Annotated in this window: 20 protein-coding genes and 1 tRNA gene; 16 read left to right on the top strand and 5 right to left on the bottom strand. The window is 35.5% G+C overall.

Annotated features, from left to right (window positions below):
• Position 1: 1 nt before the first annotated feature.
• Positions 2 to 2,149, bottom strand: a complete 2,148-nt coding sequence (aas, locus tag H3S74_RS10490; protein ID WP_198201394.1) for a bifunctional acyl-ACP--phospholipid O-acyltransferase/long-chain-fatty-acid--ACP ligase — start codon at positions 2,147 to 2,149, stop codon at positions 2 to 4.
• A 200-nt stretch (positions 2,150 to 2,349) separates the two neighbouring features.
• Between aas and H3S74_RS10485 the strand changes: the two genes are divergently transcribed.
• Positions 2,350 to 3,324 carry a hypothetical protein gene (locus tag H3S74_RS10485; protein WP_198247845.1) on the top strand — a complete coding sequence of 325 codons (975 nt, stop codon included), beginning with the start codon at positions 2,350 to 2,352 and terminating at the stop codon, positions 3,322 to 3,324.
• Between the two features lie 250 nt (positions 3,325 to 3,574).
• On the opposite strand, the gene gpsA is transcribed toward H3S74_RS10485, so the two are convergent.
• From gpsA to H3S74_RS10470, 3 genes are read right to left on the bottom strand one after another with little or no spacing between them, the layout of a single operon-like run.
• Positions 3,575 to 4,588 (bottom strand): NAD(P)H-dependent glycerol-3-phosphate dehydrogenase, encoded by a 1,014-nt coding sequence (gene gpsA, locus H3S74_RS10480; protein WP_110448510.1) that lies wholly within the window; start codon positions 4,586 to 4,588, stop codon positions 3,575 to 3,577.
• 42 nt (positions 4,589 to 4,630) lie between these two features.
• A complete protein-coding gene (gene secB / locus H3S74_RS10475) occupies positions 4,631 to 5,113 on the bottom strand; it encodes a protein-export chaperone SecB (protein WP_110448509.1) in 483 nt (160 codons plus the stop codon).
• Between the two features lie 25 nt (positions 5,114 to 5,138).
• Complete coding sequence (locus tag H3S74_RS10470; protein ID WP_110448508.1) at positions 5,139 to 5,579, bottom strand: rhodanese-like domain-containing protein; 441 nt, start codon at positions 5,577 to 5,579, stop codon at positions 5,139 to 5,141.
• Positions 5,580 to 5,825: 246 nt separating this feature from the next.
• Between H3S74_RS10470 and H3S74_RS10465 the strand changes: the two genes are divergently transcribed.
• The 12 genes from H3S74_RS10465 (at position 5,826) to fruA (ending at position 19,543) form a co-directional block, all read left to right on the top strand.
• The gene (locus H3S74_RS10465; protein WP_146208347.1) at positions 5,826 to 6,014 is read left to right on the top strand and encodes a hypothetical protein; all 189 of its coding nucleotides are present in this window, start codon (positions 5,826 to 5,828) and stop codon (positions 6,012 to 6,014) included.
• 465 nt (positions 6,015 to 6,479) lie between these two features.
• Positions 6,480 to 7,889, top strand: coding sequence for a glutamate--ammonia ligase (glnA, locus tag H3S74_RS10460; protein WP_086353793.1), 1,410 nt, complete (start codon positions 6,480 to 6,482; stop codon positions 7,887 to 7,889).
• A 74-nt stretch (positions 7,890 to 7,963) separates the two neighbouring features.
• Complete coding sequence (glnL, locus tag H3S74_RS10455) at positions 7,964 to 9,013, top strand: nitrogen regulation protein NR(II) (RefSeq protein ID WP_110448506.1); 1,050 nt, start codon at positions 7,964 to 7,966, stop codon at positions 9,011 to 9,013.
• A 5-nt stretch (positions 9,014 to 9,018) separates the two neighbouring features.
• Positions 9,019 to 10,464, top strand: a complete 1,446-nt coding sequence (gene glnG / locus H3S74_RS10450; protein ID WP_198247844.1) for a nitrogen regulation protein NR(I) — start codon at positions 9,019 to 9,021, stop codon at positions 10,462 to 10,464.
• Between the two features lie 201 nt (positions 10,465 to 10,665).
• Entirely contained in the window at positions 10,666 to 11,622 is a 957-nt protein-coding gene (locus H3S74_RS10445) for a siderophore ABC transporter substrate-binding protein (protein WP_198247843.1), read from the top strand.
• 9 nt (positions 11,623 to 11,631) lie between these two features.
• Complete coding sequence (locus H3S74_RS10440) at positions 11,632 to 12,591, top strand: ABC transporter permease (protein ID WP_110448503.1); 960 nt, start codon at positions 11,632 to 11,634, stop codon at positions 12,589 to 12,591.
• On the top strand, positions 12,581 to 13,552 hold the full coding sequence (locus tag H3S74_RS10435) for an iron chelate uptake ABC transporter family permease subunit (RefSeq protein ID WP_110448502.1): 972 nt from the start codon (positions 12,581 to 12,583) through the stop codon (positions 13,550 to 13,552). The genes H3S74_RS10440 and H3S74_RS10435 overlap by 11 nt, the downstream gene beginning before the upstream one ends.
• Positions 13,549 to 14,304, top strand: coding sequence for an ABC transporter ATP-binding protein (locus tag H3S74_RS10430; RefSeq protein ID WP_198247842.1), 756 nt, complete (start codon positions 13,549 to 13,551; stop codon positions 14,302 to 14,304). The genes H3S74_RS10435 and H3S74_RS10430 overlap by 4 nt, the downstream gene beginning before the upstream one ends.
• A gap of 159 nt (positions 14,305 to 14,463) precedes the next feature.
• Complete coding sequence (gene cra / locus H3S74_RS10425) at positions 14,464 to 15,492, top strand: catabolite repressor/activator (protein ID WP_198201389.1); 1,029 nt, start codon at positions 14,464 to 14,466, stop codon at positions 15,490 to 15,492.
• 201 nt (positions 15,493 to 15,693) lie between these two features.
• The gene (gene fruB / locus H3S74_RS10420) at positions 15,694 to 16,896 is read left to right on the top strand and encodes a fused PTS fructose transporter subunit IIA/HPr protein (protein WP_110448499.1); all 1,203 of its coding nucleotides are present in this window, start codon (positions 15,694 to 15,696) and stop codon (positions 16,894 to 16,896) included.
• Positions 16,897 to 16,898: 2 nt separating this feature from the next.
• The gene (fruK, locus tag H3S74_RS10415; RefSeq protein ID WP_198201387.1) at positions 16,899 to 17,834 is read left to right on the top strand and encodes a 1-phosphofructokinase; all 936 of its coding nucleotides are present in this window, start codon (positions 16,899 to 16,901) and stop codon (positions 17,832 to 17,834) included.
• 8 nt (positions 17,835 to 17,842) lie between these two features.
• Complete coding sequence (gene fruA, locus H3S74_RS10410; RefSeq protein ID WP_198247841.1) at positions 17,843 to 19,543, top strand: PTS fructose transporter subunit IIBC; 1,701 nt, start codon at positions 17,843 to 17,845, stop codon at positions 19,541 to 19,543.
• 58 nt (positions 19,544 to 19,601) lie between these two features.
• Here fruA and H3S74_RS10405 read toward each other — a convergent pair whose 3' ends face one another.
• Positions 19,602 to 20,174, bottom strand: a complete 573-nt coding sequence (locus H3S74_RS10405; protein ID WP_198247840.1) for a TIGR00730 family Rossman fold protein — start codon at positions 20,172 to 20,174, stop codon at positions 19,602 to 19,604.
• Positions 20,175 to 20,322: 148 nt separating this feature from the next.
• On the opposite strand from H3S74_RS10405, the gene H3S74_RS10400 reads away from it, so the two are divergent.
• The 3 genes from H3S74_RS10400 to H3S74_RS10390 all read left to right on the top strand — a co-directional run bounded on the left by H3S74_RS10400 (position 20,323) and on the right by H3S74_RS10390 (position 22,544).
• Positions 20,323 to 20,398 (top strand) — tRNA-Asn (locus H3S74_RS10400).
• A 228-nt stretch (positions 20,399 to 20,626) separates the two neighbouring features.
• Positions 20,627 to 21,364: a carbonic anhydrase gene (locus tag H3S74_RS10395; RefSeq protein ID WP_198247839.1), complete on the top strand. Its 738-nt coding sequence runs from the start codon at positions 20,627 to 20,629 to the stop codon at positions 21,362 to 21,364.
• Between the two features lie 271 nt (positions 21,365 to 21,635).
• Complete coding sequence (locus tag H3S74_RS10390) at positions 21,636 to 22,544, top strand: DUF5655 domain-containing protein (RefSeq protein WP_198247838.1); 909 nt, start codon at positions 21,636 to 21,638, stop codon at positions 22,542 to 22,544.
• The last annotated feature ends 35 nt before the right edge of the window (positions 22,545 to 22,579 follow it).

Genomic DNA, 22,579 nt, shown 5'->3' with positions numbered 1-22,579 from the left:
GTTATTGATTCTCATCGGCCATTTTGCGTAAGGTAATAAAATCGATTTTACCTGTACCCAATAATGGTAACTCTTTAACAACACGAATATCTCGAGGGATCGCTAATGCAGGGATACCTAAATCCTGCGCAGCCTGATTCAGCTGTTCCCTAGTTAATTTAGTCGAGGTAGTAAATAGCACAATAGCTTCTCCTTTGGCTGCATCGGCTTTTACTGTTGCACCATGCATGGCATCAACATCGACCTTTTTAGCTAAAGCTTCAACATTTTCAAGTGAGACCATTTCGCCAGCAATTTTTGCGAAGCGTTTTAATCGTCCTTTGATAGTTAAAAACTCATCTTTATCAATCGCAACGATATCACCGGTATCATACCAACCTTTATCAACATTACCGTTTTCATCAATAGCAACTGGCTCTTCAAGTATCCCCGGTTTCTCAACACGTAAGTAACCCTTCATTACGTTAGGTCCTTTAAGTTGTAGCTCTCCGCCATTGCTAATGCCTGGAACGGGTATTAATCTTGATTCCATTCCCGGTAATAAACGACCAACAGTACCAGCTTTAAATGCCATCGGCACATTAAGAGCAACAACGGGTGCACATTCGGTTACACCATAACCTTCTAAGATTCGAATACCGTATTTATCTTTCCATTGTTCACGCACCGCATCAGAAAGTTTTTCAGCACCAGCAACTACGTAGCGTAAACGCATAAAATCGTATGGATGTGCATATCGGGCGTAGTTGGCTAAAAATGTTGGTGTTCCAAATAACACTGTACAGTTTTGGTCATAAATGATTTCCGGTACCATACGATAATGTAACGGATTTGGATATAAAAACGTACGACTGCCAGAGAACAACGGTAAAAATAAGCCTGCGGTAATGCCAAAGGCGTGGAAAAGAGGTAACGCCGACATAAAACGGTCAGCAGGCGTTGGATCGATAACAGTACGAATTTGTTCGACATTAGCCAATAAACTGCCATGGCTATGGACGACCCCTTTCGGATTACCTTCTGAGCCTGAAGTAAATAGAACTAAAGCCTCGTCTTGACTTGATTGTCGTCGTTTAACTAATCGAGGAATGTATTGATGTACGGCAACGTATAGTTTATCAAAAAAGTTCAAACTGCTGCGCAAATCTTCAAGGAAATACCAATTTACATCGTTAATTTCTTCTAAAAGGTAATCAAGCTTCCCTTTTTTAATAAATTTGCGTGAAGTAATAATGGTTTTTATTTCAGCAGCAGTAATTGCACAGGTTAATCCTTTAGTACCAGCCGTGTAGTTGAGCATTGCTGGAATACGATTTTTAACTGATAAACCAAAAATAGTGGCAACAGTAATTGTTGCATTGGGTAGTAATAGGCCAACTCGTTCTTTCGGTTTGGTAATTTTAGAAATAATACAACTTACACCGATAATCTGCTTAAGTAAGTTTCGATAGGAGGCTTCATGAGTGGTAGGGTCTTGAACCATTCTTGATTTTACGCCATAACGAACTTGAGCTTCAAGTAGAGCCTCAAAAAGGGTTAATTTAGGGCGACTTGCCATTCTGGCATTCATCATAATTTGATGTAATTTTTCACCAGCAATATATCTTCGATCACTTGCTTTTGCTGCGTCAGGCATTGGGATTGATTTTGGTTCCAATACATGAATAGTAATTTTTGGAAATAGACGACGTTTAAATAAGCCTTTTAAGCGACTGGTTAAGGTAAATTCGGCACCTTCTATCCAAACAGGTACAATGGTCGCTTGAGAACGTGCCGCAACAAATGCCGCACCATCATAAATCTTCATTAATGATCCGGTTATGGTAATTCGACCTTCCGGAAAAATAACAATTGGTCGGCCTTTTTCAATTTCACGGACCAATTTTTTTATTGCCATAGGACTTAATGGATCCATTGGCACAAAATCGACATAGCGTTTGGCTAAACGAACTAGCCAGTGATTAATATATCCTGCGTAGATAGCAAATACTGGTTTTACTGGTAAAAATACGCCGATTAAAACGCCATCTAGAAAGGAAACATGATTAGGAGTGATAAGAAGTCTGTCTTGTTTTAGGTTATCAAGATTACCTTGAATCTTGACATGGAATAAAATCTTTAAAAAAAATTTTAATATTTTAAATAACATCTGATTTCTCAATTTCCGTGCAAAATTGCACTCTGTCATAATAGTGAAAATTATTGCAATATACAAGAAGCTAAATTTCAATTGAATTTAATTGATATTAAACAAATTGTTATGCGAATTCTTTCAGTTTGAAATATTAATTAATAGACAATAAAGAGTAAAAAAGTAAAATAAAAGTTAAATAACAGTAAGGAATGAAAATGTTAATTTTAACAGCTCAAGATATCCAACAATTTTATACCATGAAAGATGCTGTAGCAGCAGATAAACAAGCATTAAAAATTTATACTCAGGGTAATAGTGAAGTGCCTTTACGTATCAACTTTGATATGCAAAAAGGACAATGCCTAGTTATGCCAGCTCATATTAAAGAAAACGATGTTGTTGGTTTAAAGATTGTCTCGGTTTTTCCTGATAATCCTAAATTGGGCAAACCATCGGTTCCGGCGCAAGTGTTTATGATCGATCCTCAAACTGGCGAAGTTTGTGCGATATTAGATGGCACGTTTGTTACGCAATTGCGAACCGGTGCGGTACAAGGTGCTGCTACCGATTTATTAGCAAAAAAGGATGCTAAACGAGCAGTATTAATTGGTACTGGTGGGCAAGCTGCTGCACAATTAGAAGCTATGTTAACGGTACGGCAGTTAACAGATGTAGCTATTTATGGGCTTGATGCCAAAAAAGGCAAGCAATTTACCGAAGAGATGAAAAAACGATTTGGCCATTTTTCGGCTAACCTCTATTTTTCACAAAATTTGGATGAAGATATTCGCCATGCTGATATTATTACTTCAGTGACTACATCAAAAGAAGTGACTTTCAATGGTGAGCTAGTTAAACCCGGAACTCATATCAATGGTGTAGGTGCTTACACACCTGAGATGCACGAAATCCCAAGTAATATAGTGGCAAAAGCAGATCTTCGTGTACTTGATACTAAAGATGGTGTATTTGCTGAAGCTGGTGATATTATCGACCCAATTAATCAAAATTTAGTCACAAAACAAGATTTTTATGAATTGGGAGATTTAGTTATCGATCCGCAAAAATGTCGTCAAAACGATCAGCAAATCACGTTATTTAAAACTGTGGGAACGGCAGTTTTAGATGTCTATGTCGGTTATGATATTTATCAGAAAGCTAAACAAAAGGGTATTGGAACGACTATCTAATAATTCTTTTTAACCCCAAATCACCCCTTAACCAAAAATTTGAGGAAAGGGGTTTTTTAATGTCTAAAATTGGCATTAATAGTGCTTATTATTAGTATTAACAATAAGTTAGTTCTATAAAATAAAAAATTATAGGAAAGTGTTTTTAGCGCTTAAAATTGTCGTTAATGGTATTACTTATTAACATCAACAATAGATTAGCCATTATCAATAAAATAATGCGAGGTAAGGGCGGTTCTAAGATCGAAACTTAGCTTTTCAGCTCTTCTTTTTGTGAACGACCTAATAATGACATGGCAGCCTGTTTTGGATCTTTATGTTCGTAAAGTACTTTATAGATTTGTTCAGTAATAGGCATATCGACGTGATATTTTTGTGCTAATGACCAAACTTCTTTAGTATTTCTACAGCCTTCAACCACTTGAGCAATGATCTCTTGTGCTTCTTGAATTGATTTGTTTTGACCCAGTAAAATACCAAAACGGCGATTTCGAGATTGATTATCGGTACAGGTTAGTACCAAATCACCTAATCCTGCCATCCCCATAAAAGTGGCGGGATCGGCACCAAGTGCTTCGCCTAATCGCATCATTTCAGCCAATCCACGAGTGATTAATGCTGTTCTGGCATTAGCACCAAAACCAAGCCCATCCGACAATCCAGCACCAATGGCGATCACATTTTTGACTGCTCCGCCAAGTTGAACTCCGATAAAATCTTTACTGCTGTAGACTCGAAACGATTTACTACAGTGGAATAAATTTTGTAGTTCTGTTAAAAATTGTTCATCAGTTGAGGCAACAGTCACTGCAGTGGGTAAACCAGATGCCACTTCTTTAGCAAATGTAGGACCAGAAATAACCGCTAATGGAATTTTGTCACCTAAAACTTCGCGTGCAACATCTTGTAATAATCGTCCAGTATCAACTTCAAGGCCTTTCGTTGCCCAAACAATTTTACTATCCTTTCTTAACAATGGTTTTATTTGTTTAAGAATACTACCAAACGCATGGCTAGGTACAACAATAAGTAAAATAGGTGCAGCAGCAACAGCAGTGGCTAAATTAGCTTCAATTTGCAGTTGCTCTGGGAAAGGGATATCAGGCAAAAACTGTCTATTTTGTCTATCATGCTGCAAAATAGCCATCTTATCTGGGTTATGTCCCCACAATAAGGTTTCATGGCCATTACGTGCTAGTAATATTGCTAGTGAGGTTCCATAAGAACCTGCGCCAATTACAGTCACTGCAGCATCTTTACTCATATATAATCCAATAGACTTTATTAATTAACTTAACAATTACGATTATTGTAAGGTTTCAGTTACACTATTTTGCGCTTGTTGTTCTTGTTGTTGTAAATAGTTAATGAACAATGCTTCAAAATTTACTGGCTCTAAATTAAGTTGTGGGAATGTCCCTTTATTCACTAGGCTTGAAATAACCTCACGCGCATAAGGGAATAAAATGTTTGGACAATAAGCACCAACACAATGTTGAATTTGTGCATCATCAAAACCAATAAGAGAGAAAATTCCTGATTGGGTAACTTCACAAATATACACAACTTCTTCTTGTTGTTTTACCGTTACGGTAACACGTAAAGAAACTTCATGCACTTCATCACTTAATGCTTGTGATGCTGAATTTAGCTCTAAATTCATTTCTGGTTGCCACTGCTTAGTAAAAATTTCAGGGACATTATTGGTTTCAAAAGAAACATCTTTAGTGTAAATACGTTGAATTGCAAATTGTGTTTCTGGTTGTTGTGTATTGTTTTGTTCTGTCATGATAAAACCTTATTTTAAAATTATATTATTTTCTAACTAATGGTAAGTTTTCGCCGTTCCAACCAGCAATACCATCTTTTAATGTAAATACATGTAAAAAACCTTGTTTGACTAATACTTCACCAATGCCTGCTGATGTTAAGCCATTTTCATCAATCACAATAATGATATTTTCTTTAAATTTTTCTATAGTTTTAGCACTAGCATTCTTTATATCAACAGGTAAGATGTTGTGTGATTCAGTGATATGCCCTTTTTTGAAGCTATCTGCTGAACGAATATCAACAATAACTGCATTTTGTTTATTGATCATATTAATTGCTTGCGCGTTATTAATTATTTTTACTTTTGACAATTTACTTTTTACGGTTAATACAATGATTGCAACAAATAACACAACCCAACCTAATGAAAGTAAAAGATGATTTTTGACAAAAGGTATAATTTCGAGCGTAACAAAGTCCATACTTTTATGATTACCTAATTTTTATTAAAAATAAGATAAGATTATAACGATATTGTCTACTGAAATACAGATCTAAAGGGAGAAATCTTATTTTAAGCTAATAAGAACTAAAGAATTCTAAGGTGAGAATTAATGTTATTTAGATGATTTATCTTAGTGGTTTTGCTTTTAGTTACTATAATCTCGTCTGTTTTAGCCGAACAAAATAATTGTGCTACAAATAAAACCGTAAACTTAGATCAAAACATGCAAATAACCGATGAGCCATTACTATTTGACCCAAATTTAACCTGTCGAAATTTTTTTCTGGAAATTGATGCTAATGCACCTGATTATTTTCAATATTATGATTGTCAAATACAAGATGAAGGTCAAACATGGCGGATAACTGTAGTTTATAAAGTTGACGGTAAATATGCTAAGCAAGCCCATTAATATTTGATTAAAACTATGAGGATGGGTGAACTGAAACATTTATGCTGTTATTGGCATCAATAAAATCCAGTTTTGATCGCTAATTCAAAAGATAACTTATTGTATGAAACTTCGTTTTTTTTAAATGAAACATTTAAACGTGATGGGGATGAAATGATTTTTTATTTAATCATAATCGGTTTTCGAAGATTCAATATATAACTTATTTATGCAGTGTAGCCAATCAACCACTTTGTCATGGAGCAAAACAGTGACATAAATGGCTTTATGTGACATTTTGGTGCATTGTTTTGGTGCTTTATGCATTATCATGGTGCATTAATGCTTTTTCTGCTATTATTTAATCATTAAAAACCGTCTAAAATGGTTAATGAAAAACTGGCATCATATTTGCATATAATCTAATAAATAGGCAAAATGCCTTTAAACTGAACAATTATTATATGTCCTCAATGGAGAAGCTACATGTCTACACAAAAAGTTTTAACGCTAATAAAAGAAAACGATGTTAAGTTTGTTGATTTACGTTTTACTGATACTAAAGGTAAAGAACAACACGTTACAATTCCTGTAAGTCAAATCGACGCTGATTTTTTTGAAGATGGTAAAATGTTTGATGGCTCTTCCATTGCTGGTTGGAAAGGCATTAACGAATCAGATATGGTTTTAATGCCAGATGCATCAAGCGCAGTAATTGATCCGTTTTTTGAAGACGTAACATTAAATATTCGTTGTGACGTTTTAGAACCAGCGACTTTACAAGGTTATGACCGTGATCCTCGTTCAATTGCTAAACGTGCTGAAGAGTTTTTAAAATCATCAGGTATTGCAGATACCGTTATTTTTGGACCAGAACCTGAGTTTTTCTTATTTGATGATGTTCGTTTTGGATCGCCAATGTCTGGTAGCTTTGTTCATATTGATGATATCGAAGCAGCTTGGAACTCTGGTACTAAATACGAAGAAGGTAATAAGGGGCATCGTCCTGGCGTTAAAGGTGGTTATTTCCCACTTCCTCCGGTTGATTCATCACAGGATATTCGTTCTGAAATGTGTTTAATCATGGAACAACTAGGCTTAGTTGTTGAAGCGCATCACCATGAAGTTGCAACTGCAGGCCAAAATGAGATTGCTTGTCGTTTCAATACATTAACTAAAAAAGCTGATGAAGTTCAAATTTATAAATATGTTGTACAAAATGTTGCTCATGCTTATGGTAAAACCGCAACATTTATGCCAAAACCTATGTTTGGCGATAACGGTTCAGGTATGCATTGTCACCAATCTCTTGCTAAAGATGGCGTAAACCTTTTTGCTGGTGATAAATATGCTGGCCTTTCTGAAATGGCGTTATTCTATATTGGTGGTATTATCAAACATGCTAAAGCAATTAATGCTTTTGCGAACCCAGCGACTAACTCTTATAAACGTTTAGTACCAGGTTATGAAGCACCAGTTATGCTTGCATATTCTGCGCGTAATCGTTCTGCATCAATTCGTATTCCAGTGGTTACTAGCCCTAAAGCGCGTCGTATTGAAGTTCGCTTCCCTGATCCAGCAGGTAACCCATACTTATCATTTGCAGCGCAATTAATGGCTGGTTTAGATGGTATTATCAATAAGATTCATCCGGGTGATGCGATGGATAAAAACTTATATGACTTACCACCAGAAGAGTCTAAATTAATTCCACAAGTTGCTGGTTCACTTGAAGAAGCTCTTGACGCGTTAGATGCGGATCGTGAATTCTTAACTCGTGGTAATGTATTTACTAATGACACTATTGATGCTTATATTGACTTAAAACGTCAAGATGTTGATCGTGTTCGTATGACACCACATCCGGTTGAATTTGAACTCTACTACAGTCTATAAGTCATTATTGTATTATTTAAAGCTTTAACCACCGCTGAAGGGCGGTGGTATCTAATGAGAACGGAGAGCCAACGATGACATTTGATAATGAATCTGATGCAAATCTTGTTCTCGACTCAATGATTACCAATATTTTATTACTCGATAAAAAACTCAATATTCTTTATGCCAATACCGCGGCACAGCAGTTACTTGCTCAAAGTTCGAAAAAAATATTAGATAGTTATTTTCCTGACTTATTAGGTTATTTTTCCCTCGACCTTGAGTTGATGCAAAATGCATTAGATCAGAATCAAGGATTTACCGATAGCGAAGTTAATTTAGTCATAAACAATGAATTACATATTTTATCATTAACCGCACAATTGCTGGCTAATGGTCATGTACTTATCGAAATGGCACCATTAAATAGTCATAAAAAGTTGAGCCAAGAACAACTACAACAAGCTCAACAAAACGCTGCACGTGAATTAGTGCGCGGACTTGCTCATGAAATTAAAAATCCGCTTGGTGGACTAAGAGGCGCGGCGCAATTATTGTCACGAGAACTACCTAACAATGAGTTGCAAGATTATACAAAAATTATCATTGAGCAGGCTGATAGGTTAAGAAATTTAGTTGATAGATTATTAGGTCCTCAACAGCGGTTACAACAGAAACAACAGAATATACATCAAGCTATCGAACGGATCTATGCACTTTTATGTTTAGAAAAACAGCTAAATGTTGAGATTATCCGTGATTATGATCCTAGTTTGCCTGAATTCACTCACGATTCAGAACAGATTGAACAAGTGGTTTTAAATATTGTTCGTAATGCTTTACAAGCAATTGGTACGAAATCTGGTTGTATTAAGATTAGGACTCGAACAGCATTTCAAGTTACCTTGCATGGTCAACGTTACCGACTTTGTGCGCGTATCGATATTGAAGATAATGGTCCTGGAGTACCCGTGCATATTCAAGATACATTATTTTACCCAATGGTTAGTGGTTATGAAGGTGGTACCGGCATTGGCTTGTCGATTGCCCATAATATTATTGACCAGCATAATGGTAAGATTGAATTTAATAGTTGGCCAGGTCATACTGAGTTTTCTATCTATTTACCAATCAAACAATGAGGTTAATGACAATGAATGTTTGGATTGTTGATGATGATAGTTCGATTAGATGGGTTTTAGAGAAAGCGCTTACTAATGCTCATTTTAACTGCATCAGTTTTTCAAGCGGTCAAGAAGTAATTGATGCTTTAGTTAATCATCCACAGAAGCCAGCAGTATTATTATCCGATATTAAAATGCCGGGTATTGATGGGTTATCTTTGCTTAATTATATCAAAGAGCAAATGCCTAATTTACCGGTGATCATTATGACTGCTCATTCAGACCTTGATGCTGCAGTGAATGCTTATCAAAAGGGAGCTTATGATTATATTCCTAAACCTTTTGATGTCGATGAAGTCATTCAATTGGTTGAGCGGGCTATTTTACAAAGTCAAAGTAATAAACCTACTAGTTCCTCTACTAGCAAAGCTTCTACGGGTATTATTGGTGAAGCTCCCGCCATGCAGGAAGTGTTTCGTATTATTGGACGACTATCTAAATCATCTATCAGCGTACTTATTAATGGTGAATCAGGAACGGGTAAGGAGTTAGTGGCTAAAGCTTTACATACTCATAGCCCACGCTCACAGTCACCATTTATTGCACTAAATATGGCTGCTATTCCTAAAGATCTGATTGAATCGGAACTATTTGGGCATGAAAAAGGGGCATTTACTGGCGCTGCTCAAATAAGGCATGGCCGATTTGAACAAGCTAACGGTGGAACGCTTTTTTTAGATGAAATTGGTGATATGCCATTGGATGTGCAAACTCGATTATTAAGAGTTCTTGCTGATGGTCAATTTTATCGGATAGGTGGTTATTCACCTGTAAAAGTTGATGTACGTATTATTGCCGCTACGCATCAAGATTTACAAGCTAGAGTAAAGGAAGGTAAATTTAGAGAAGATTTGTTTCATCGGCTAAATGTGATTCGAATTTTATTACCACCATTACGTGATAGAGCGCAAGATATACCTAAATTAGCTGAACATTTTTTACGGACCACTGCCAAAGAATTAGGTGTTGAAAGTAAAGTGCTAAGCCTTGATGCTCTCAATCTTTTATGTCTGTTCAATTGGCCGGGTAATGTAAGGCAACTAGAAAATGTTTGTCGTTGGGTAACAGTAATGTCGTCCAATAATGAAGTTTATGTACAAGATTTACCACCAGAACTATTACAATTATCGGCTTCTGATGCCTCAGCTAATTATGAGGTTACTACCAATGTAACCAATCAGATATTACCAGAAACCGATTGGAAAAAACTGTTAGAACAGTGGGCTAAACAAGCCTTATTAGCTGGTCAAACCGGAATTTTGACGCAAACAGTGATTGATGTCGAAAGAATTTTATTGAGGTGTGCGCTTAATTTTACTCGCGGACATAAGCAAGATGCGGCTAATCTGCTTGGCTGGGGACGAAATACTTTAACGAGAAAACTCAAAGAATTATCAGATGATAATTGATTATGATAGCATGCCGATTTTTTCGGCAATAAGTCATAATGTTATCATCTAATGTTTTTACCAATTTATTTATTATTATTTTACTGTTTGCTTAAAGTTCATTGAACACTTATTTATTTTTAGTTACAATCGAATGCAAATGATAATTATTCTATTTATCATCCATTCGCTTTTGGACTAAGCTAATAACTAGGAGTTACAATGTATTCATCTATCAAAGTTAAATTTTTAGTATTAATAGCCGCTTTATTTGTATTAGCTGGCTGTGACGATAAAAAACAAGAAGCACCAGTAGCTAATAAAACTATAGCTGTTGAACATGCTCAAGGTAAAACAGATGTTCCTGAAAACCCGAAAAAAGTGGTAGTTTATAACACAGCGACACTGGATATTATTGATGCATTAAATATTCCTGTAACTGGTGTTCCGCAATCGGATGTTCATTTCCCTGAATTCTTATCAAAGTATGCTGATAAAGCTTATACCAATGTTGGTACTTTATTTGAGCCAAATTATGAAGTGTTAAGTTCATTACAACCTGATGTGATTATCGCTGGTGGCCGTGCCAATGATGTTTATAAAAAATTAAGTGATATTGCACCAACTATTTCGCTTGATATTGATCCTAATAATTTTGTAGCTAGCTTAACCGAGCGTACTGAACAGTTAGGCGATATTTTTGGTAAACAAGCAGAAGCTAAAAAATTAATAGCTGATTTTAACCAAAAAATTGAAACACTAAAACCTAAAACAGATACAGCAGGAACTGCCTTAGTGATTATGGTTAATGGTGGTAAAATGTCTGCTTATGGCCCTAAATCACGTTTTGGCTTTATCTTTGATGTATTAGGTTTCAAACCTGCAACAACCTTCCAAGAAGCTGGTCGTCATGGTAATGCAGTAACTTCTGAATTTGTATTAAGTGTTAATCCACAATGGTTATTTGTATTAGATAGAGACAATGCAATTGGTAATAAAGAAGCTCAATCAGCACAACAAGTTCTAAATAACGAATTAATTCAAAAAACTGATGCATGGCAACAAAATCATATTGTTTATTTAGATTCAACTTCAATGTATATCTCTGGCGGTATTCAAACTTATAGTCAATTAATCGACCAAATAAGTGATGTTTTACAAAAAACATCAGCCAACTAATCATAAGTTATGACAAAAACGGTTTATTTTATTGCAGGCATTGCTCTTTTAATAGCAATGGCTGCATTAAGTCTGTTTATTGGTGCTGGGCATGTGACGTTGGCCGATCTTTGGTCAGATAGTAATATGCGACAAATCTTTTTTGTTAGCCGTGTTCCTAGAACGGTTGCATTAATACTAGCTGGTAGTGCTATGAGTGTTGCCGGCTTAATTATGCAGTTACTTACGCAAAATCGGTTTGTTGAACCTTCATTAGTGGGGACAACCCAGTCTGCGAGTCTTGGACTATTAGTTATGATGGTATTTGCTCCTGGCGCAACTGTAATGACGAAAATGGTAGTGGCAAGTTTATTTGCAATGGCTGGCACGATGTTGTTTATGTTTATCTCACGTAAAATCATCTTTAAATCTGCCTTAATGGTACCACTTATTGGGATTATGCTTGGCGCAGTAATCAGTGCAATTTGTACTTTTTTTGCCATGTATTTTGATTTATTACAATCACTAGGTGGTTGGGAATCAGGTGATTTTTCTGGCATTTTGCAAGGCCGCTATGAACTATTGTGGTTAGTTGGTGGTATTACCTTACTTGCCTGTTGGAGCGCCGATCGTTTCACTGTCGCTGGATTAGGGCGGGACTTTTCCGTCAATGTCGGACTTAATTATAATAGAGTAATGTTAACAGGCCTGATTGTCATTGCACTTATTGGTGGGATTGTAGTTGTGGTGGTAGGTGTACTGCCATTTTTGGGCTTAATTGTTCCTAATATTGTGAGTTTATTGTTTGGCGATAATGTTCGTAAAACTATTCCGTGGATCTGTCTACTAGGCAGTGGTTTGGTTTTACTCTGTGATATTATTGGACGGGTTATTCGCTACCCCTTCGAAATTCCAGTTAGTGTAATCCTTGGTGTAGTCGGAGCTGTCATATTTTTAGTATTGTTGAGTAAAAAACGTCATGCTGGTTAATCAAAAACGCTTTATTTCAAGTCGAAATACTGTACTGATATTACTAGGTATTGCGCTATTTTGTGTCATTTTTTTCATGACATTCAATTTAAAAGGCAATATTAGTTATATATTGACTCATCGTGCTTGGATTGTTTTAACGATGATTTTAGTCGCTTTTTCAGCTGCAACGTCGACTTTGCTTTTTCAGACTGTTACTAATAATCGAATTTTAACCCCTTCGATAATGGGATTTGAATCTTTGTTTGTATTGATTCAAACAGTTGTAATATTTTTTATTGATGCGCAAGGTATTCCTTATATTGGTATTGTGGGTAAATTTATCTTCGAATCATCATTATTAATTTTATTTTCTCTATTTCTGTATCGAGGATTATTTACCAAACTTAAACAAAACCTTCATTTGGTTTTATTAATTGGCATTATTTTAGGAACACTATTTCGTAGTTTCTCCAATTTATTACAACGATTAATGACGCCAACGGAATTCGCTGTTTTGCAAAGCCGTATTTTTGCAACATTTACCCGAGCAGAACCTGTCTTAATCGTATTTTCATTAGTCATTGCCTCAATTATTGGCCTGTTTTTATGGCGAATGCGCTTTCGATTTGATGTATTAGCTTTAGGACGGGATAATGCCATTAATCTTGGGGTCGATTATCAGAAAAGTGTCACTATCATTCTATTACTCGTTTCGGTATTAGTTTCAATATCAACCGCGTTAGTTGGGCCTTTCACATTCCTAGGTCTACTTATTGCTAATTTAGCTTATAGTATTAGTGGCTCTAGCCAGCATCGTTTTTTATTACCGACAGCGTTTTTATTAGGCGTGATTTTTCTTGTTGGTGGACAGATGTTTTTAGAACGGGTCCTAAATATGGTGGGCGCATTATCGATAGTCATTGAGTTTATTGGTGGTTCATTGTTTATCTTCTTATTATTGAAAAAGGTTCCGATGTGATAGAAATTGATAATATTAGTAAAAAGTATCAAACCATACCTGTATTAAAAAATGTGAAAGCAACCATACCTCAAGGTGGTATTACGGCGATCATTGGTCCAAATGGTGCAGGCAAATCAACCTTATTATCAATTATTAGCCGTCTATTACTTGCCGATGAGGGACAAGTAAAAATTCAGAATATGGATGTGGTTAATACGCCTAGTGATAAACTTGCGACCTATTTATCTGTGTTAAGACAAGAGAACCGTTTTACCAGTCGATTGACTGTGTTTGAATTGGTTGGATTTGGCCGTTATCCTTATTCAAAAGGCCGATTAAATAAAGGTGATTTAGTCCATATTAATCGTGCCCTAGAATTTTTAAATCTAACTGAATATAAAGATAGATTTTTAGATGAACTGTCAGGCGGGCAACGGCAGCGTGCTTATGTGGCAATGGTACTTTGTCAGGATACTGAATATGTATTACTGGATGAACCATTAAATAACCTTGATATGAAACATGCGGTTGCTATGATGAAACAGCTAAGGCGAGCTGCTGATGAACTGGGGAAAACCATTGTGATTGTTATTCATGACATTAACTTTGCTTCAGTCTATTCCGATTATATTTTAGCGATGAAAGATGGCCAATTGGTTTATCAAGGCAGCCCTAAACAAATTATGGATTCAACGATATTAGAGGAAATTTTTGATACACCAGTCAAAATAGAAAATATTCATAATCAAAATATTGCTATTTATTATTAGTATCTAATTTTCCTTAACTACAAGGATTTAGAGAATAGCTAAATCCTTTTTTTATTTCTAGCATTTAATTATTTAACTTATTTATAAATAGTATAACTTTTGTTTACATTTAATTTATGTTCTTGTTAAATAATCATTAGTTTTTTTTGAGATTTAGTCATGAAATTAGAGCAGATTGCATTGTTAGCTGGCGTATCGAGAACCACAGCGAGTTATGTGGTTAATGGTAAAGCCAAACAATATCGGGTTAGTGATAAAACCATTGCAAAGGTGATGGCGGTGGTAAATGAATACAATTATCAACCCAACGCAGTAGCTGCCGGATTAAGAGCAGGTAAAACTCGCACTATTGGTATCATTATTCCTGATTTCGAAAATATCAGTTATACCCGAATTGCTAGTTATTTAGAGCAATTAGTAAAAAAAGAAGGTTATCAATTACTTCTCTCTTGTTCTGAAGATGATCCGAAAATTGAAAAAGAGTGTGTTCGGCATTTAAAACAGCGACGAGTGGATGCGTTGGTGATCTCTTCGTCATTTGTTGCTGAATCAGATTATGCATTTTATGATGGTTGGCGAAATAGTGATATCCCGCTGTTCGCATTAGATAGAACATTATCGGTATCAGAGTTTAGGAATGTTGTTGGTGCGGATAAAGAAGATTCAAAAATGTTAGCTAAAGCATTTGATCAGTTAGTCAATGGCACAGTAGTTTATATTGGTGCCTTACCCAATCTATCCGTTAGCCAGCAACGTATGGAAGGCTTTAAGGAAATTGCATTAAATAGTAGCAATAAAGTTGATTTTTTATGTGCAAATAATTATAGTCGTCGCGACGCTGAGGCTACCTTTAGTCAATGGTTAGAATATAATGATTTACCAGATGGTATTTTTTCTACTTCTTTTTCTTTGTTACAAGGCACAATTGATGCAATTTTGAAAAAGTTTGATCATCTGCCAGAAAATCTAACTATAGCCACTTTTGGTGATAATGAGTTACTTAATTTTTTACCTTGCAAAATGATTGCGTTATCACAAGATCATAAAGCGATATCAGAAGTAACCATTAAACTATTATTTGATAGTTTACATAATAAAAACTATCAGCCAGGAACTACAGTTATTCCTCGACGCTTAATTTATCGAGGTAGCCTGAGTCGAAAAAGTATTGCTAAAAAGTCAATTTAAGTCGACATATCGACAATTATTTTCCTCAAAAAAACGATCTAGATCACACTTTAGGAATTAATAGATATAATTTATTTGATAATTAGCCAGTTTATATTCATTATTGCTGAAACGATTCAATATGATTCAATAACGAACTATTGTGGGATTGCTGAGTTGTTTTTAGTTGACCCAACATTATAACCCAGAGGTATTTATTTTATGTTTCATTTAGTTAAAGAAGATATTCATTTAAATGAACAAGCAACCAATAAAACGGAAGCAATTAAGAAAATTGCAGCTGCATTAACTAGTGCCGGCTTTGTCGGTGAAGGATATGTTGATGGTATGCTTGAGCGTGAAGGTCAGGCGGCAACTTATTTAGGTATTGGTATTGCTATACCTCATGGTACGCCTAAAACTCGTCACTTAGTTAAAAAAACGGGTGTTCAAGTTTTCTGTTTCCCTGAAGGTGTAGAATGGGGAGATGATGGTGAAAAAGCCTATCTTGCCATCGGTATTGCGGCAAGTTCTGATGAACACTTAGAATTACTTCGTCAATTAACTCACGTACTTGGTGCTGATGGTGTTGAAGAAAGAATCAAGAATATTCAATCAGCCGATGAAGCTCTCGCTATTTTAACTGGTAAAGAGAGTTTAGAAGATAGTCAATTTGTTATTAATGAATCTACATTATTATTAAATATTCAAGCTGACAGTTTGGCTACTTTACAAGCTTTAAATGCATCACGATTAAAACAACAAAATGCTGTTAATGCTAGCTTTATTACTAACGTCCTTGATAATACACCGAATTATTTGGGTGACGGCGTATGGTTAAATGACAGCCGTGAAGGTAATTTAAAAAATGCAATTGCGATTAGTCGTACAGTAAGTGAGCTAAATCAAGACGGTAAGCCAGTTAAACTTCTAATCACTATTTCAGCGGTTGATGATAATGTTACAGCTATTGTAAATAACATTGCTACCTTAGCTTACAATCAAAAATTAAACTTACTAATCGCTGCAAATAGCGATGATTTCAGCAATATTTTATTATCAGGTTCGCAGTCAGTTTCATCTCAACGAGCAGAAACTCAATCTACAACATCAAGTGCTTCGTCAGAAAGTGTTGGATCTAATGGTGAGCTAAGTAGAGAATTTGTCATTCCTAATGAAAATGGATTGCATACTCGCCCTTCATCGGTGCTAGTTAAATTAGTAAAAGAATTTAATAGCAAAGTCACCGTTGCCAATATTGATGGTAAAAATGAACCTGTAAGTGCTACCAGTTTAATGAAGATTGTGGCATTAGGAGCTAAAAAAGGCAGTCGATTACGCTTTACTGCTGTAGGTGATGATGCGGAGCAAGTATTAGATGCAATTGGTAAAGCTATTGAAAGTGGCTTAGGTGAGGGTGTTTAATCATGACTTATCGTGTTGCGACTATTACCTTAAATCCTGCTTATGATCTATTAGGTTTTTGCCCTAAAGTTGAGTTAGGTGATGTTAATTTAGTGCAAACTAATGCTTTACTGCCAGCAGGTAAAGGTATCAATGTTGCTAAAGTTTTATCTGACTTAGGTATTAAATTAACCGTTGGTGGTTTTTTAGGTAAAGAAAATCGAGATGGTTTTAATTTACTGTTTGAATCATTAAATGTTACTGATAAATTCCAAACAGTCGAAGGCCGTACTCGTATTAATGTTAAATTAACCGAAGAAAACAGTGAAGTTACTGATCTTAATTTTTCTGGTTTTACTATTAGCGAGCAAGATTGGCAAACATTTGTGACTACTTCATTGGAATGGTTGAAAGAGATTGATATGGTTGCCATTAGTGGCAGTTTACCTGCAGGCGTATCTCTTGAAAAATTTACTGAGTGGATGAAACAAGTAAAAGCAATTTGTCCTAAAGTTGTGTTTGACAGTAGCCGTGATGCTTTAGATGCTGGGCTTAAAGCTAATCCATGGTTAATTAAACCGAATGATAAAGAACTCGAAATGTGGGTTGGTAGAAAACTAACTACATTATCAGAAATCAAAACTGCTGCTATGGAGCTTATCGATGGTGGCGTAGAAAACGTAGTAATTTCACTAGGAAGTAAAGGTGCTTTATGGGTTACTAAACATGAAGCATGGTTAGCCAAACCGCCTAAATGTAAGGTGGTTAGCACGGTTGGTGCTGGTGATTCAATGGTCGGTGGTTTAATGTATGGTTTATTAACTAACCAATCAATTAAAGACACCTTAGTATTTGCATCAAGTGTTGCCGCTTTATCAGTTGAACAAGCCGGTGTTGGGGTATCAGACCGTCAAGCGGTTACCAACATGTCGGAAAAAATTGAAATAATTGCGGGATAGGAGTATACATGAATATATATATTGTTGAAGGAAGTAATTCAGGCCCAGTTAATGGCCGTTTAGCTAAAGCGGAATTAGCGTTAGCCGCTAATTCATTAAATTTCAAAGTTGTTGATAATGCGATATCAGCCGATACGATTATTTCGGTTGGTGATGGAAATATCAGCGATAAATCAGTGATTGGCAAAAAAGTTTATGTGGTAAGTGATCTCAATGAAATTTTTGCTGATCCTAAAAAAATCTTAAATAATGCAAAACTTAAAGCAACTGTTTATGAACAATCTGCTAGTTCTGCATCTGTATCAGCAGCAAATAACGGACAAAAACGTATTGTTGCGGTAACCGCTTGTCCAACTGGTGTTGCTCATACATTTATGGCTGCTGAAGCGATTGAAGAAGAAGCGAAAAAACGTGGCTGGTGGTGTAAAGTTGAAACTCGTGGTTCGGTTGGTGTTGGTAATGAATTAACACCAGAAGAAATCGCTGCAGCTGATGTAGTGATTGTAGCATGTGATATTGATGTTGATTTAAGTAAGTTTGCAGGTAAAAAAATGTACCGAACTAAAACCGGTCCAGCCCTTAAAAAAACTGCACAAGAATTAGACAGAGCTTTTAACGAAGCTACAATCTATCAACCAACTAGTTCTGCTTCAACAACAAAATCAAGTAACGAAAAGAAAGGTGTCTATAAGCATCTATTAACTGGTGTATCTTACATGTTACCAATGGTGGTTGCAGGTGGATTAATCATTGCTTTATCGTTTGCTTTTGGTTCATTTGAAATGGTTGATGGCGTACAAAAACTGGTAGGTGAATCTCATTTAGCACAAATAGGTGGGCTTGCATTCTCGCTCATGGTACCTTTACTTGCTGGTTATATTTCTTACTCAATTGCCGATAGACCAGGTTTAGCTCCAGGGCTTGTTGGTGGTTTACTTGCCGTTTCAACTGGTGCAGGTTTCTTAGGTGGTATTATTATTGGTTACTTTGCCGGTTACTTAGCAATGTTAATCACTAAATATTTACCATTACCAAAAACACTTGAAGCATTAAAACCAATTCTTATTGTGCCATTACTTGCTACATTAGCGACTGGCTTAGTTATGCAGTTTATTGTTGGTACGCCGATAGCATGGCTAATGGAAGCTTTAACTGAATGGTTGAAATCGATGGGAACAGCAAACGCTGTTCTGTTAGGTGCACTTTTAGGTGGTATGATGTGTACTGATATGGGGGGACCAATCAATAAAGTTGCTTATGCATTTGGTACAGGCTTAATTTCGGCTCAAGTATATGCACCAATGGCAGCGGTTATGGCTGGTGGTATGGTTCCACCTTTAGCAATGGGATTAGCAACTTTAATCGCTCGCAAAAAATTTGCTAAAGCAGAACAAGAAAGTGGCAAAGCTTCATTAGTATTAGGCTTATGTTTCATTTCTGAAGGGGCAATTCCTTTCGCTGCTCGTGATCCATTACGTGTTATTCCTTGCTGTATTATTGGTGGGGCAATCACGGGTGGTTTATCATTAGCATTTGGTTCTGAGCTTATGACACCACATGGCGGTCTATTTGCTTTAGCAATCCCTGGCGTAGTTAAACCAGTTGGTGGTTATTTACTATCAATTGTTGTTGGTTCGGTTATTGCTGGTGTTGCTTACGCATTGATTAAAAAACCTGAAGCACAGACTTCTGAATTAGTTAGCGCATAATACATTATGCAACTAAAAACGCCATCAGATGATGGCGTTTTTTTATTCTTGTCTTAATCTATTTTTTTACCCAACGCTGTAAATCTTTTGGGATAAAATTATCCATCTTTTCTAACATTTCTTCAGCAACATCTGCTACGATCAATGTCCGATAAAAACTGTCTCTTATAAAGCCTTCTTGTACTGCGTGTTCTAAAAAATTGAGCATAGGTTGCCAAAATTGGCTATTTAATAAGGCAACTGGTTTTTCATGATAACCAATTTGCATGCCAGTCCATACCTCAAACAGCTCTTCTAATGTTCCTGTGCCTCCAGGCATAGCAATAAAACCATCAGCTAGCTCAGTTAATCTTGCTTTGCGTTGATGCATATTTTCAACAACTTCCAAACGCGTAATACCATGGTGTGCAGTTTCAGCTTTAACTAACCGCTCAGGAATAATGCCAATAACTTCACCACCATGAGCGAGAACGGCATTAGCAATAACACCCATTAGTCCTTTATTGCCTCCACCATAGATTAATCGTCTATTATGTTTGGCAATGGTCATACCTAATTGCTCTGCTGCCATACGATATTCTGGACGATTACCTTCACTTGCGCCACAAAACACACAAATATTTTTTTTCATCAATTTTACTCTATTGGTTATGCTAATTTCTCGCTATTTTAGCATAGTTTTCCCTCGATTTGCTTACAAGCTGAGCAGTTAAACCTAATTAGTGTTTTAGAGATTGACAGAATCGTCATAGATGGTTAATATCTTGTCCGTTAAGTGTTCCTCCATAGTTCAGTCGGTAGAACGGCGGACTGTTAATCCGTATGTCACAGGTTCAAGTCCTGTTGGAGGAGCCAATTTCAGTTTTTAAGAACCTGCTTATATAGCAGGTTTTTTTATATCTACCATTCAATAGATACTTCAAGATCACTTTTATCTGCATAAACATTATTAATTCGCCGTTTAACCATGTTTGAACAGCGATATATAATTATTTTTTATAAGGCGTGTTTTAGCTGGAAAGCCTTATTCTTGCAGGGTATAATTCAGCCTCCCTCCAATTAATACCAAAGTGTGAAATCAACATGAAACATAACGTAGTAATTGCAGTATTAATGGCAACTAGCTTATCTTGTGCCGCTTCAGGACATTCATCTCATTGGGGATATGAAGGTCAAGAAAAACCAGAAAACTGGGGTAAATTATCACCAGAGTATTCTACCTGTGAGAATGGTAAAAATCAGTCACCGATCAATATTGATCATGCATTAAAAACAGAGCATGAAAACTTAAAGTTCTCATTTAAACCTAGTAAACAGGAAATTATTAATAACGGACACACTATTCAGGTTAATGTTACTGGGGATAATCAGTTAATATTAGATGAGCAAACCTTTACGTTACAACAATTCCATTTTCATAGTCCAAGTGAAAATACTATTAAAGATAAAAGTTATCCAATGGAAGCCCACTTTGTTTACAAAAATAAAGCTGGTGCGCTTACCGTCGTTGCCTTGATGTTTAATAATGGTGAAGCGAATCCTGAAATTGCAAAAGCTTGGCAGCAAATGCCTGCGGAAGTGGATAACAAAGCAATTTTAGACAAAACTATTGATATCAATACATTATTTCCTAAAACACTCGATTATTATCGCTTTAGTGGATCATTAACAACACCACCGTGTACAGAAGGTGTAAGGTGGATTGTATTAGAACAACCAGTAACCGCCTCAGAACAACAAATTGAAAAATTCCACTCAATCATGCATCACAACAACAACCGCCCAGTACAGCCATTAAATGGAAGAGTTATTGTTGATTAATAAATGAGTTTTAATTGGCTTTATTAATATTTATTATAAAGCCAATTTTCATATCTTAATCGGATCATCATAATAAGAAAATTTATAATATTTATATATTCGAGTAAATAGTTATTATCGATATATACTTATTTGGGGAAATAAGAAAGAATATCTAAACTTTTTCGAGATTTAGTCATTTGTATAAATACTATTTTTATTGTTAAAATAATCATCAGGTGAATAATTGTACAAACAATTAAGTATTAATAATTTTTTTGATGGATAAAAAATGCAAATTTTCTCAAATAAAAAACAATCTCTTATTCTTTTAAAAGAGAAACCATTTAAATTAGAAAAAGAAATCCAAACATTATTTGAGAAGAATTTAGATATAATTGGTAATTTAACCTTTGTAAAATCTGAATTCAAAATTAAAGATTACCGAATTGATACCTTAGCTTATGATACCGAAGCAAATGCTTTTGTTATTATTGAGTATAAACGTGAACGTAATTTTAGTGTTATCGATCAAGGCGTGACCTATTTAAACCTTATGCTCGATTATCAAGCTGACTTTATTGTTGAGTATAATGAATCCTGTCAAGCTAACTTGAAACGCAATCAAATTGATTGGTCGCAAAGTAAAATTATCTTTGTTTCCCCTGCGTTTACTGACTATCAAAAACAATCGACTAACTTTAAAGATTTAGCTATTGAACTATGGGAAATTAAACGGTTTGATAACGACTTAATTTCGATTAATCCCATCAAACGCTCTAAATCAGCTCCAAGTATTAAACAAGTGCAACATACCAAAGATTCAGCATTAGATAAGGTGACCAGAGAATTAGTTGTTTATGATGAAGATTACCATTTAAATGGTAAATCAGATGATGTACTCGAACTATACGAAAGCTTTAAGAGCGCTATTTTAGCTTTATCGACAGATCTAGAAATCTCACCTAAAAAACTTTATGTTGCTTTTAAACAGGGCAAAAATAATATCGTCTCCATACACTTACAAAATAAATCATTAAAAATCTGGATTAATGCTAAAAAAGGTAATCTAGACGATCCTAAAAAATTAACAAAAGACGTTTCAAATGTTGGTCATTGGGCGACTGGTGATTATGAGTTAACTGTATCTGATACTAAAAATTTAGAATATATTATGAGTTTGGTGAAGCAGGTTTTGTAAAAAATAAAATACCAAATTAATTTGATGATATATAA

It is taken from the genome of Gilliamella sp. W8126 (genome assembly GCF_016102185.1).
GTDB classification, from domain to species: Bacteria; Pseudomonadota; Gammaproteobacteria; order Enterobacterales; family Orbaceae; genus Gilliamella; species Gilliamella apis_A.
The sequence above is the reverse complement of the archived record's forward strand: the minus strand, read 5'-3'. Positions and strand labels throughout refer to the sequence as shown.